The following is a 13,797-nucleotide window of genomic DNA, read 5'->3' as shown; positions in this document are numbered from 1 at the left end:
AATTTTTTACATTATTTTATCATTTTACAACTGCTCTTGAAGAATTTGTGAGATTACTGATTCTTCTTTCTTACAGCTCTACAGGTGACACCTGCCGATTTACATTACTAATATAAAGTCCAGTACGGTGAATCAATAGATTATCAATGTCCACAGGTAAATCAAACATAGCCACCAAGGCTCCTAAGACTTCTCCTGGCTTAATGCTGCCCGTCGGGGTAATTCGGATCTCCAATATAAGACGTACGGCCTTTTCCAAGGCTGTTAGGGTAATGGGTTTCGCCATATATTGCTTTATTTCTATTTCTTTTTTCCCTTTAGGAGATTCTCTCATATATAAAACAGCTTCAGCTTCATTGAACCATCGGATACTATCCTCGATAATCCCAATATCTTCTGCTAACAACGGTACTGTTATTTCATAAGTAGCTAGGTTGACAATGGCCATTAATGCAGGAACATTTCCTTGCATGTAGGCAGCACCTTTTATGCGAATTCCCATAGGTAATGTAGCTTTGAGATGCTCTACTGCCTGATTTACATCAATCTCTGCCTTGCATTCAATATCAATATATTCAGCTTGACTTGTTACCCCTACAGCTAAAGCAGAAGCAAAGGATATTTTCATATGAGGGTTAAACCCTTCCGAATAGGCTACGGGTAATTTGGCTCGTATAATCGCTCTTTCCATAGCACTGGCATAATCCAGATGAGAAATATAGCGTATTTCTTCCCCTTTTGTAATCTCTAAACGTAGTTTTGCCATTATGCCCGACTCCCCCAATCTAATACCTCAACACCGAGTCCTGGACATACACCACAAGCACTACAGTGTTCTCTTCTACAATCAACTGTTAATTCTTCTGTTACAGCCTGCTCATATTCACGCTGCAAAAATTCTTTTGACGCTCCCGAAGACAAATGATCCCATGGCATCACTTCATCGAAATCCCGATGACGGGTTGCATAAAAATAGGGATCGATTTCACAAGTCTTAAAAGCATCCATCCATACATCATATTTAAAGTACTCTGACCATCCGTCAAACCTGGCACCATTTTGCCAGGCTTTCAGCAATACTTGTCCTAGTCTTCTATCCCCACGGGCAAAGGCTCCTTCTAAGAAACTGGTACGAGCATCGTGCCAATTAAAGGTAATACTTCGATCCCGAAGGCGCGCTTTTAATAATTGCTGCTTGCGTTCAAATTCACTGGCAAGATCTTGACCAAACCATTGAAAAGGAGTATGAGGTTTGGGAACAAAACAAGACACGCTAACCGTTACTTTTGCTCCTCTGCGTCCTTTTATTTCTTTATATAGATCAAGTACTTTGTAAGCCAGATCTGCAATTCCCAGCACATCCTCATCTGTTTCCGTCGGTAATCCCATCATAAAATATAATTTTACCGTGGACCATCCCGCCTGAAAAGCGGCACTTACAGCATCCTCTAGGTTCTTTTGCGTTACCCCTTTATTAATCACATCCCGCATACGCTGAGAACCTGCTTCGGGAGCAAATGTCAGGCCACTTTTTCGCACCTGCTGCACTTTTTGTGCAAGATCGATGGAAAAACTATCAATTCTAAGGGATGGCAAAGACACACTCACGCCCTGCTCTTTTAGTTCTCCCATCAAAGAATCAACAAGATCAGGCAAACAAGAATAATCTGCTGAACTGAGGGAAGTGAGAGATATTTCATTATATCCTGTGCTTTCTACCATTTCTTTAGCCATTTTCAAGAGCAATTCTGGACGACGTTCTCGTACTGGACGATACAGCACTCCCGCTTGGCAAAAACGGCACCCTCTGGTACAGCCGCGAAACAATTCCAGCATAATGCGATCATGGACAATATCCAAAAAAGGCACAATGGGTCTTGTAGCGTATTCTACCGTATTTAGATCTTTTACCACACGCTTGGTCACAATCAAAGGGGCCTCAAGACAATTAGGCAGCACTTCGGCTACCATACCATTTTCATGATACGTTACATCATAAAGCGAAGGTACATAAACTCCACCAATCTGAGCTAGGCTTTTTAAAATTCCTGATCTACCATTTATTTTTCCTGCTTTTTTCCAGGATGAGACTGCCGCAATAATGTCTTCCATTACTTCTTCGCCCTCTCCTAAAACAAGACAGTCAAAGAAGTCAGCAACAGGTTCTGCATTAAATGTACAAGGTCCGCCCCCAATAATAATCGGCATGTGTTCATCCCGCTCTGCTGTAAACAAAGGAATCCCTGCTAAATCCAACATATTTAGTACATTGCTATAACTCATTTCATATTGCAGGGAAAAGCCAACTATATCAAATTCCCTAACTGGTTTTAAACTTTCTAAGGTATAGAGAGGGATATTACGCTCCCGCATCTCAGCTTCCATATCAACCCAAGGTGCATATACCCGCTCTGCAGCAGTATCCTCCCTGTTATTTAGTATTTGATACAAAATTTTTAATCCCAAATTTGACATGCCGACTTCATATACATCCGGTAAGGATAAAGCCACTGTTACAGAGACTGTATCATGGTCTTTCTTTATACTGTTCCATTCATTTCCAGTGTATCGGGCAGGTTTTATGACCCGATTTAACATGGCGGGATCTAAAGTTATCATAAGTAATACTAACCTCCAAATTTTGCTTCAAAAATTATTGTATAAAAATCGAGTAACGTATATTGTTTATTTTACTCGATTATATATATACTGCCCAAAAATATCCAAAGTTTAGTCAGATATCCTACCTTACGTTCTACATAATAAGAAAAATTCCTGCCAAAAATGCTATATTCACGAATAATCTTATGGATGGCTTTATTCATTACAGATGCTTCATGAATCTATCAGCTCACCAATACTAGCATGTAGACCATTCTTTGGCAACCCTTCCCATACCTCGGTCTCCGTTAAGGTGCCGCAGACTCTGCAATCATCATTTACCACCAGCATCACATAATACTGATCAGGACGAAATAAACGAACAATATCCTTAAGCAATACACCTTCCATAACGGTAAGATGCGTTGTTGGCATCATTCCCCTTGAACGCAGTAAGGTTTTCTTTTGAGCCATGATGCGCAAAGTGCGAAATCCAGCCACCTTTAATTCACTCTTTGCGGTTGTGTATAAAAAAATAGCTGCTACTAAAAAAGAGATATTTACTGTGCTGCCTTGCACATATTGAAAAATCACAATACATACCAACGAAATACTTACACATTTACTGATACCAGCAGCAATAGCCGTAGCCTTTCCATAATCTATATATAAAGCCAGCCATGCTCTAAAAATACGCCCACCATCAAGAGGTAAACCTGGTATCATATTAAAGATTGCCAGCATGATATTCGCTTTGTAAAAAAAATCCCATATTTCAGTCCACAAATTAAAATAAAACATACTACTATAAACAATAGCCGCCAAAACCACACTTGCTGCTGGTCCGGCGGCGGCTATTATCATCTCACTTTTTGAACTGGCGGCCCCCAACCCTTCGATTCGTGCCACACCACCAAAGGGCAGCAACTCAACTTCACGCACTGAAAATCCTAAGGCTATGGCAGCCCCTGCGTGAGCTAATTCATGCCAGAGCACTGCACTAAACACGAGAAGTACTTTCACCATCATACCAGCTAAAGAGAAGAATAAGATCATTGCGATAAACCAATAACTCACGATCAAGTCTATCCCTGCTACATTAGCAACCCGCAATCAACTCACTTCTCCTCTCCCTTAGGAAACTCTCCCTTTAGCCGAGTAGTAGGATCAATGGCCTTACCGTTTTCCCGCACCTCAAAATAAAGCAAAGGTCCAGTTGCCATGCCGCTTTTACCTACTTTAGCAATAATCTGTCCCTGGCTAATCGCATCCCCTTGCTGTACAAGAACTTCTCCTAAGTGACCATATAAAGTTTCTATCTCCTGACTATGTTCGATGATTACTACCTTTCCCAACTGGGCACTATCCGTAATCATTTTTACCTTACCAGGAGCAGCTGCTTGCACACTCGTTCCTAAAGCAGCTTCCATATCAATTCCTTCATGCATTCTTTCTTGTTTTAACACAGGATGAATGCCCCAGCCAAATGGCACTATAATTTTCCCTGTAACAGGCATATGCATATACAATAAAGGATCTGCAGGTTTGGATATTGTAGTCTGAACTCTTTTAAGTACTGAGAGATCTAAATTTTCCGGAGCCATACTAATGATTTTTTCCACTACATAATTAACATCTGTTTGCGCCGTCAAGGTATAACGAATCCCATCATCCATCATTCTCCCTATCGCCGTTTCCGATATATGAGCACAATATACAATTGCAAATAAAATGCCTGCTATAATTGTTTTTTTAAGCCAATCATAGTTCACCTCTTCCTCTGGATACTGCCAGGAATAATCCGTTTCCCTTGTTTCGCCCCAGCGGTTCTTTCTTAACTTATTCCATAGCTTTGCCATATAGCACCCCCACACCAGCACCTATTACTATAGAATATATATGAGAAAAGGAATGCAATATATGCTTAGAATTTCAAAGAGGATACACCTAGCGGCGCATCCTCTTGCATCTTCTATGCATGTTGAGACTTAATATAAATCTTTGACAGACTAACAATCTATGGTTACGTTTTTAAAGCATTGCATATTTTTAAAACATAATCTTTTGTCTACGCATATAGATATTTAGTAATATACCAATGCTAATCATATTCGTAGTAAGAGCACTAACGCCATAACTCATTAAGGGCAAGGGGATACCGGTTACTGGCATAATACCAGCAGTCATCCCTACATTCACTAATACATGGAAAGTCAACATAGAGGTAATGCCTGTCGCTAGTAAAGTCCCAAAATTATCTTTTGCTTCACCAGCAATTTTTACACCCCGATATAAAAGAATGAAATACAGCAATAAAATCAAAACCGCTCCAATAAAGCCAAGTTCCTCACCAATCACAGCAAAAATAAAATCTGTATGATTTTCTGGTAAAAAGTTCAACTGGCTTTGGGTGCCGCCAAAGAGTCCCTTACCAAATAGCATTCCTGACCCAATGGCAATCTTAGACTGTATAATATGATAACCAGATCCCAATGGATCAACATTGGGATCCATAAATACAGACAATCGCATTTTTTGATAATCCTTTAAGAAATGCCAAAATATAGGTAGGAAAGCAGCACCAGCGCCAAAAATCACCATCAAATGTTTACTTTTAATCCCTGCAATAAAGAGCATACCAAATAAAATAGCTAAAAACACAAGAGAAGTCCCAAGATCAGGCTGCTTTAAAATTAACAAGAAAGGTACACCCACGTATAAAAAAATGGGTATCAGATCTTTAAATGAATTGAGTTTCCCTGTTTTTTTGTCCAGCATATCCGCTAATGCAATGATCATAATTAATTTGGAGAACTCTGAAGGCTGCAAGCTAATAGGACCTATTTGTATCCATCGCTGCGCGCCAAGAGCTGATTGACCTATAAACATAACAGCCAATAACATGACTAAATTGATACCATACAACCCATTGGCGAATTTACCCAGTACTTTATAGTCAAAATTCAATAGAATAATTATGAAAATCACATTAAACAAGGCAAACGTTCCCTGACGCTCAACATACCAATATCGTTCTTCACCGGGTGTATTGATATGAGTAGCGCTGCCAATTATTACTAAACTTATCAAAATCAGTATCACCGTTGTGGTAATTGTAACAAAATCTAAATTTCGTAATAGACGCCGATTTAACATACCTTACACATACCTTCCATATCAAGTCATTTCTTTATTATAATATCATTTCCCAATTTCGTCCACTTAAAAGGCGCAGTATAGTATACTGCGCCTGATGGTAATTTTTATACGATGATGAAACCGCTCTCATTCATAAGTATAAGCTGCTCCCTACCTGCTTATCGCTTTGACATAGCGCCTCTTTTCATACTGGTCACAGGAATATTAGCAACAAGAGTGACGGATGATTCGGTATGAGTAAGATTCACTTCCATGCACTTTTCATTGATATCCATATAATTCGATATGGCTTTAAACATATCATCTTTTAATGTTTCCATCAATTGGGGAGAAACATTAACCCTATCATGAACCAATACCAATCGTAGTCTTTCTTTGGCAATATCTTTCGAAGAATTAGAATCTTTGCCAAAAAGTTTTTGAATCAATTCAAGCATTTTTATTCCTCCCTTAAAGATTGAATATTTTCTTTAATTTATTAAAAAAGCTAGTATTATCTTCAATAATCATTAATGGTATATTTTCACCCATTAAACGTCGAACAATATTCTTATACGCTGTACTTGCCTGGGAAATAGGATTGACAACTGCTGGCTCTCCTCGATTGGTTGAAACGACAATATAATCATCCTCTGGTATAATGCCTAATAAATCAATGGCTAAGATCTCAATAATATCATCGATACTCATCATATCACCTTTTTTAACCATGTGAGGACGAATACGATTCACAATCAGTTTAGGGTTATGTTTCCCCTCTGACTCTAATAAGCCAATGATACGATCAGCATCACGCACCGCTGATACCTCAGGCGTAGTCACAATAATTGCCCGATCAGCCCCAGCTATTGCGTTCTTGAATCCCTGCTCAATACCTGCAGGACAGTCAATAATCACAAAATCAAAATCTTGTTTTAATTCATCACATAGTTGTTTCATTTGTTCTGGAGTTACTGCATTTTTATCACGAGTTTGAGCCGCAGGTAAAAGATAGAGGGATTCATAACGTTTATCCCGAATCAATGCTTGCTTTAGCCGACAATTTCCGTCTGTAACATCCACTAAATCATATACAATTCGATTTTCAAGTCCCATCACTACATCTAAATTACGTAATCCAATATCTGCATCAACTAACACTACTTTCTTTCCCTGCAATGCAAAACCAGTCCCCAGATTGGCTGAAGTGGTAGTTTTTCCAACGCCGCCTTTGCCCGATGTTATTACAATAACTTCCCCCATATAGATCCTCCTATATACAGACCAATGCCAAAGACTTTAGTCTGCTTTACTTATGCTTGTAATTTTTGCATCTCATCTTCTTGCATACTAACTGTTTTTATAATGACAATCCCGTCTTCGATAAGTGCTACCTCAGCTTGATCAGGCTGGTCTAAATGATCCGGTGCTCTGGCAATTAGTCCAGCAATTCTAATTTGCGAAGCTAATAAACGCTGGGCTGTAATAGTAGCCCTTATATCTCCATAAGCCCCTGCATGTACCATACCGCGACATGTCCCGTTTACAATAATATCTCCGCCGGCTATTACCTCTGCACCAGGATTCACGTCACCATCAATAACCACGGCACCCTGATGAATAATTTCTTGACCGCTGCGTATGGTTTTTGCAACAACTAGCCGTTCTATCTCTTTAGGCTCAAACATCGCAATATCATCTGCACACTGGTCATTGACTTCACGAAAGACCAATCCATAACCAGCCAGCAGCTTACTTAATTCTTCCTGCTCCTGAAAAGAAAGATTACGTACCTTGGCTGGCACTTCCACCATCGTCCCTCGAGAGAAAAAATCAACTGCCGATTCTAGTTTAGCTGCTAAATTTTCTAAAAGTACTTCAAATTCTACAGATGCATCAAGTACTAATTGTAAGCCATTTCTGCTGCCCTTAAATATTACATATTCTCGCATGTCCATCTCCCAAGTCTTCTTACAGGTTACATATATCTGCCACTTAGAATTCGCGCTTTTCGTCAATAATCCTGCCAAATTTAAGAAGTTAATTTTTAAATCCAAAATACGGGACCAAACGACTATCATAGGAAAAGTAATTTGCGTCCTTTTAATACATAGCCGTTTCGAAACACAAAGACACAAAGCCGCTTACGCGGACACAAAGAACACAAAGTTGTAGAATAAACATGTCTGGTGTGCCCTTTGTACATCTTTGTGTCCTCTGCGTTTAAAGTTCTCTTTTAAAGAAACTTATACTTTCTAGGCTATTAAGAACAGAGGGCTATTTCGTTACGATTTCTTAAACGGTAACGAAATAGCCTTCTTTTCTTATAGTGCAGTCTGAGGTTTATGGGTCTGCTGTGCTGCTGCAGGATCTTGATTCAGATTAAAGGCAGCCTCCATAATCTTTCTGGCAATTGGCGCAGCAGATCCTGCACCAAATCCCCCCTGTTCTACAATCACTACAACTACGATTCGAGGATCCTCGTAAGGGCCATAAGCGATAAACCAGCCATGATCACTGCCATGAGAATTTTCTGCTGTACCCGTTTTACCAGCAATGGCTATGGGAAAATCACGAAATGCTTGAGCAGCTGTACCGCCTTCAAGTGCAACATCTCGAAGTGACTCTCGAATAAGGGTGAGGGTTCTATCCGATAATTGTATTCTTCCCACTTCCTCAGGAGCAAAGGTCTTGATAACCTCTCCCTTATTGGAACTAATCTTACTGACTAAATAAGGACGATACCGATAACCACCATTAGCAATTTCACTCATTAAGACAGCAACCTGCAAGGGAGTTGTTAGTTGAAAACCTTGACCAATAGCCGCATCAAAGGTTTCTGATAGATACCATTCCTCACCATATACTTTCTCTTTATAACGCTGATTTGCAACCAGACCTTCTGATTCCCCTTGCAAATTAATGCCTGTTGTGACTCCTAAACCAAACATACGTGCATATTTTTCTAAATTATCAATTCCTAAGCGATTACCCATTTCATAAAAATAAACATTATCAGACTTAGTCAGAGCTTCCTTAAAATTAATCCATCCTAAGGCTTCTCCTTCAGCATTTCCTTTGGCAATAATCCAGTGTTTCCCTGTATCTAGGATTTTTTCTTCAGGAGTTACCTTACCAAGTTCCAAGGCTGCGGCACCTGTAACCAGTTTAAAAGTAGATCCGGGTGGATATTCTCCTGAAATGGCTTTGTTATTCATCGGATTATTGGGATTTTCATTTAACGCTTTCCAATCCTTGCTAGAAATCCCACCTGAAAATAAATTAGGGTTAAAAGTGGGCCTACTTACCATCGCCAGAATTTCTCCTGTTTTTGGATTCATCGCAATAGCCGCTGCTGCTTTTGCATTCCGAAACTCACTCTTTGTCTGCAAATATGTAAGTTGTTCGTCAATTGCTACTTCAGCTGCTTTTTGTATTTTATAATCAATGGTTAATGTTAGGTTCTTCCCTGGCACAGTTTCCTTTCGTCCTAATACATTAACAGGACGGCCGGTTACATCCACCTCAACCTGATTCCCTCCATCTATTCCACGCAATTCACGATCGTATACTTTTTCTAAACCAAATTTACCAATAATATCGCCGCTCTTATACTCATTGGATTTTTCTTGTGCCTTTTCCAATTCTACATCATTAATTTCACTGACATAGCCAAATAAGTGAGCAGCTAACTCGTTATTAATATAATTGCGAATCGGCTGAATTTCAATTACTACCCCTGGCAATTCTGCACGACGTTCCTCAATCTTTGTTACAATATCTGGACCAATATCTGATTTAATGCGAATCGGCTCAAATCTGCCACTATGTTGACTCAACTTCTTTTTGATTTCATCAGGAGTTATATTTAAGATACTGGCTACTTTAACAATAATATCATCAGGAACGGGCCCGGAAATCGGCAGTAATGATACTGCAAAGCCAGGGCGATTCGAGACAAGGGGAATGCCATTTCGATCATAAAACATGCCGCGAGGAGCCATTATAGGAGCAAGTCTGATGCGATTACCATCTGCTTTTTCTCCATAATATTTTCCCTGGACGACTTGCAAATATCCTAAACGACTAACCAAAGCTACAAATACTAAAAGAATAATAATTGCCAGTACATCCAGCCTGTAATTTGATCGTTTCACCAACATGATGACATCTTCCTTTCTCCCCCCAATTTTTTAAACTTAAAACAGGACTTGGCTAGTGCCAAGTCCTTTAGATACAGACGAAAGCCATAGACCTTATATTTTTTGCTTTATTCTGCAGTAAATTTAATCAAACGATATACAGCATGATGTATGGGAACTGCCACAATTAAATTATAGCCCATAAGAGGCATTATATTCTGCGTTAGTGCAGCAATCAGATCAACCTTGTAGCCAAAGATCAATAATAGCAGCATCCCAACCAAACCATTGAATATGGTTGCAACAATCGTAGCTAATATTGGCAACAGCACATGTTCCTTAAATACTTTGCGTTCTGCCAATCCAAAGAGATAGCCAGTTGTTAATTTTGACAAAGTACCAATTCCAAAAATACCACCAGATGCTAAATCTTGTAATAATCCTGCAAAAAAGCCCATACCGACTCCATTCTCTTTACCAGACAGCAGGGCATAGGATACCACAATTATCAGCAGTACATCAGGATAAATACCTCGAATTGAAATAAGAGGTATTAGCGTAGACTGTATGATAATCGTTATTAGAAGTACGCTACCCCATATTAATACATTCATTGTCTTACTCCCTGAGCAGGCACTGGTGTCTTTCCCGAAGCATCAGGAGATATAATTGGATTTGTCAGAGGCAAGGTAGGAATCGGCTCACGTGAACGTAAAATAATAGAGACTTCTTCTAGTCTATCAAAATCTACTGCAGGATTCAAGACAGCATATTTTAACAAACCACCTTCTTCATTAACCAAGTCTACTACTTCACCAATTAATATCCCTTTAGGATAAATACCGCCAAATCCTGATGTAATAAGCTTATCTCCTTTTATCACATCAGCATCCCGAGCAATATTTACCATTCTTGGCGCTAACGGTGTAGCGCTATGTCCTTCTACGATAGCTGCTACTCTCGACTCTGGACGTTGCACCAACGCCCCCACTGCACTTCGAGGGTCAAGAATCAGATTCACTTTAGCCACATTCGCATATACACTCACAACGCTGCCGACAAGTCCCTGAGGGGTAACTACAGGCATGTCTTTAGCAATACCATCAGCAGTTCCACGATTAATAATAATCGTACTTGTCCAGCTTCCAGGATCACGCCCCACTACTGCTGCTGTCACTAAATCAAACTGTGGTGCCCCTTTTTTATACTCTAACATGCCTCGAAGGCGTGCATTCTCTGCCATAATTTCAGTCACATTTAAATTACTTTGACGAAGATTTTCATTTTCTATCCGCAGCGCTTTGTTATCACGATAGGCCGTCATCAATTCTCCGGTGGATAAGCCAATATTACGAAAGGTAAATCCAACATTGCTAACAACAGATTGAACAGGCGCCAACACAACAGTAATTGTTTTCTCCATAAAGGCAAACTTATATCTACCCTGGGCGAGAGAGCTAGCCAGCCAAAGGACGAGTAACACAGCCACTAATAAAATGGCCATTTTTCTGTGAAACAAGCGCACTGGTGTAATCTCCTCTCTATCCCACTATCCCAACTTTTTGGGAGACATTAGCACACGTTTTAATAAATCTATACTTTCCAGGGCTCGCCCAGTACCCATACATACACATAAGAGAGCATCTTCAGAAATATGCACTGGCATACCTGTTTCTCTACTTAAAAGCCGATCAAGACCTTTTAATAAGGAACCACCGCCCGTCATTACAATACCTCGATCCATAATATCAGAAGCCAACTCTGGTGGTGTTTTCTCCAGCGTAACTTTAACAGCTTCGACAATGCTCATTACAGGCTCACTCAAAGCTTGTTGCACTTCGCTGGCTTTAATAGTAAGTGTTTTAGGTAAACCACTTACTAAGTCTCGTCCTCTAATTTCCATCGTTTGATCACTAGGAGGAATAATTGCCGCCCCAATCGTTACCTTTACTTCCTCAGCCGTACGCTCACCAATCATCAAATTATAAGTACGCTTAATATATTGTATAATCGCTTCATCCATCTCATCGCCACCCACGCGAATGGAACGGCTGGTAACAATTCCGCCGAGAGAAATAACAGCTACTTCTGTGGTGCCGCCACCAATATCAACCACCATATTGCCCGTGGGTTCATGAACAGGTAAACCAGCTCCAATAGCTGCAGCCATAGGTTCTTCAATTAAATAGGCTTCTCTCGCCCCCGCTTGAATCGTTGCATCAATTACCGCACGTTTTTCCACTTCCGTTACCCCCGAAGGCACGCCCACAATTACACGAGGGCGAATAAAGGATTTCGAATCGATGGATTTGCGAATAAAATATTTTAACATAGCCTGAGTCACATCAAAATCTGCAATTACACCATCTTTTAGTGGTCGAATCGCCACTATATTACCAGGAGTACGACCGATCATTTGTTTCGCTTCTTCTCCAACTGCCAATACCTCCCCAGTATCTCGCTGAATCGCTACCACTGATGGTTCGCTCAGTACAATTCCTTTACCTTTTACATGCACTAACGTATTGGCAGTGCCAAGATCTATACCCATATCTCGGGAAAATGATCCAAAAAAACTCTTCATACTATATAGCCCCTTTCAATAAGCAAGTACATATTGATCTTGCTACTTAACAAATTCATTCTATTATTCCCTTTTCTTTAAGACTAACATACTTGTTATCGCCTATAATTATATGATCAAGGACAGGAATTTCTAAAATTTTCCCTGCATCAACTAATTTTCGAGTTAGGCTAACATCTTCCGAGCTAGGAGTAGGATCTCCACTAGGATGATTATGTGCCAAAATAACAGAAGCCGCTGAATGATTAATAGCCTCGCGAAATAATTCACGGGGATGCACAATCGATGCATTTAAACTGCCAATGGAAATAGTAGGAATCGCTATCACATGATTTTTGGTGGACAAGAGAATTACAATAAAATGCTCTCGTGCTTCATAGCGTAGTCTGGCCATCAATAAATCAACAGCATCCTGAGGAGAACGAATGATTGCTCTTAGTTCTGCTGCCGCTCCATTTAAGCGTTTGCCGAGCTCAATGGCAGCAACAAGTGTCACTGCTTTTACTGGACCAATCCCTTTGATTTTACTTATTTCTTGAGGACCAAGACCAGAAAGAGCAGTTATACCTATCTCTTCATACTTTTTTAACAGCCTTTCCGCTACGCGCAAAACAGAATCATTTTTTGTACCAGTCCTAAGCAGTATAGCCAACAAATCTGCATTGCTTAAAGCCTGAACACCTTTCTTCAGCATTTTCTCCCTTGGTCTTTCCTCTTGAGGCAATTCTTTTATCATAAGCGGCTTATTGTCATTCATAATAACTTGACACCAGCCTTTTTAAGTAATTCAGATAATTTATTTAATGGTAGACCTACAACATTAGCATAACATCCATTGATGCTCTCCACAAAAAGCGCACCCTTACCTTGAATCGCGTATGCACCTGCTTTATCCATAGGCTCACCTGTTGTGAGATATGCTTCAATTTCCTCAGCTTTAATATCCCCAATCTTCACATTGGTAACAACGAAATCATTCCAAATTTCCTTTGCCGTTACAACAGCAATTCCTGTAATTACTTGATGCTCTTTACCGGTTAGGGAAGTTAACATACGTCTTGCATCATTTTTATCCACAGGCTTACCATAGACTTGTCCATCCAGTACTACGATGGTATCAGCCCCAATCACCACATCATGAGCCTGTACTTTCGAAAATACATCCAAAGCCTTCTCTTTCGCTTGTAAGACCGCTAACTCATGAGGGGGCACAGCTTGCGCATTATCCTCGACAACCCCACTAGTCATTACTACAAAATCACAACCAACCTGGGTTAACAGATCACGACGGCGGGGCGATGCTGATGCCAAAATAATCGTCATTAGCAAAAC

14 protein-coding genes are annotated in these 13,797 nt (G+C 40.0%); all 14 read right to left on the bottom strand.

Going from position 1 to position 13,797, the window contains the following annotated elements:
- Window positions 1–70: 70 nt before the first annotated feature.
- The 14 genes from JBW_RS08680 to JBW_RS08615 all read right to left on the bottom strand — a co-directional run bounded on the left by JBW_RS08680 (window position 71) and on the right by JBW_RS08615 (window position 13,788).
- A complete protein-coding gene (locus JBW_RS08680; RefSeq protein ID WP_007959434.1) occupies window positions 71–766 on the bottom strand; it encodes a TIGR03936 family radical SAM-associated protein in 696 nt (231 codons plus the stop codon).
- On the bottom strand, window positions 766–2,619 hold the full coding sequence (locus JBW_RS08675; RefSeq protein WP_007959436.1) for a TIGR03960 family B12-binding radical SAM protein: 1,854 nt from the start codon (window positions 2,617–2,619) through the stop codon (window positions 766–768). Before JBW_RS08675 ends, JBW_RS08680 begins: the two co-directional genes overlap by 1 nt.
- A gap of 216 nt (window positions 2,620–2,835) precedes the next feature.
- Window positions 2,836–3,714 carry a M50 family metallopeptidase gene (locus JBW_RS08670; RefSeq protein ID WP_007959437.1) on the bottom strand — a complete coding sequence of 293 codons (879 nt, stop codon included), beginning with the start codon at window positions 3,712–3,714 and terminating at the stop codon, window positions 2,836–2,838.
- A gap of 5 nt (window positions 3,715–3,719) precedes the next feature.
- Complete coding sequence (locus JBW_RS08665; protein ID WP_007959439.1) at window positions 3,720–4,460, bottom strand: M23 family metallopeptidase; 741 nt, start codon at window positions 4,458–4,460, stop codon at window positions 3,720–3,722.
- Between the two features lie 190 nt (window positions 4,461–4,650).
- Entirely contained in the window at window positions 4,651–5,757 is a 1,107-nt protein-coding gene (gene rodA, locus JBW_RS08660; RefSeq protein ID WP_007959441.1) for a rod shape-determining protein RodA, read from the bottom strand.
- A 161-nt stretch (window positions 5,758–5,918) separates the two neighbouring features.
- The gene (gene minE, locus JBW_RS08655; RefSeq protein WP_007936208.1) at window positions 5,919–6,197 is read right to left on the bottom strand and encodes a cell division topological specificity factor MinE; all 279 of its coding nucleotides are present in this window, start codon (window positions 6,195–6,197) and stop codon (window positions 5,919–5,921) included.
- Between the two features lie 13 nt (window positions 6,198–6,210).
- Window positions 6,211–7,002, bottom strand: a complete 792-nt coding sequence (gene minD / locus JBW_RS08650; RefSeq protein WP_007959443.1) for a septum site-determining protein MinD — start codon at window positions 7,000–7,002, stop codon at window positions 6,211–6,213.
- A 50-nt stretch (window positions 7,003–7,052) separates the two neighbouring features.
- Window positions 7,053–7,691 (bottom strand): septum site-determining protein MinC, encoded by a 639-nt coding sequence (minC, locus tag JBW_RS08645; RefSeq protein ID WP_036681714.1) that lies wholly within the window; start codon window positions 7,689–7,691, stop codon window positions 7,053–7,055.
- A gap of 372 nt (window positions 7,692–8,063) precedes the next feature.
- Window positions 8,064–9,902, bottom strand: coding sequence for a penicillin-binding protein 2 (mrdA, locus tag JBW_RS08640; protein ID WP_007959448.1), 1,839 nt, complete (start codon window positions 9,900–9,902; stop codon window positions 8,064–8,066).
- 107 nt (window positions 9,903–10,009) lie between these two features.
- Window positions 10,010–10,495 (bottom strand): rod shape-determining protein MreD, encoded by a 486-nt coding sequence (gene mreD, locus JBW_RS08635; RefSeq protein WP_007959450.1) that lies wholly within the window; start codon window positions 10,493–10,495, stop codon window positions 10,010–10,012.
- Complete coding sequence (mreC, locus tag JBW_RS08630; RefSeq protein ID WP_007959452.1) at window positions 10,492–11,406, bottom strand: rod shape-determining protein MreC; 915 nt, start codon at window positions 11,404–11,406, stop codon at window positions 10,492–10,494. The genes mreD and mreC overlap by 4 nt, the downstream gene beginning before the upstream one ends.
- Window positions 11,407–11,430: 24 nt before the next feature.
- Window positions 11,431–12,465: a rod shape-determining protein gene (locus tag JBW_RS08625; protein WP_007936201.1), complete on the bottom strand. Its 1,035-nt coding sequence runs from the start codon at window positions 12,463–12,465 to the stop codon at window positions 11,431–11,433.
- A gap of 55 nt (window positions 12,466–12,520) precedes the next feature.
- Window positions 12,521–13,222, bottom strand: a complete 702-nt coding sequence (gene radC / locus JBW_RS08620; RefSeq protein ID WP_007959470.1) for a RadC family protein — start codon at window positions 13,220–13,222, stop codon at window positions 12,521–12,523.
- Window positions 13,219–13,788 carry a Maf family protein gene (locus JBW_RS08615; RefSeq protein WP_007959471.1) on the bottom strand — a complete coding sequence of 190 codons (570 nt, stop codon included), beginning with the start codon at window positions 13,786–13,788 and terminating at the stop codon, window positions 13,219–13,221. Before JBW_RS08615 ends, radC begins: the two co-directional genes overlap by 4 nt.
- Window positions 13,789–13,797: the final 9 nt, after the last annotated feature.

Origin of the sequence: Pelosinus fermentans JBW45, assembly GCF_000271665.2 — a bacterium.
Taxonomy (GTDB): Bacteria; Bacillota; Negativicutes; order DSM-13327; family DSM-13327; genus Pelosinus; species Pelosinus baikalensis.
This window is presented reverse-complemented; position numbering and strand designations above follow the sequence as displayed.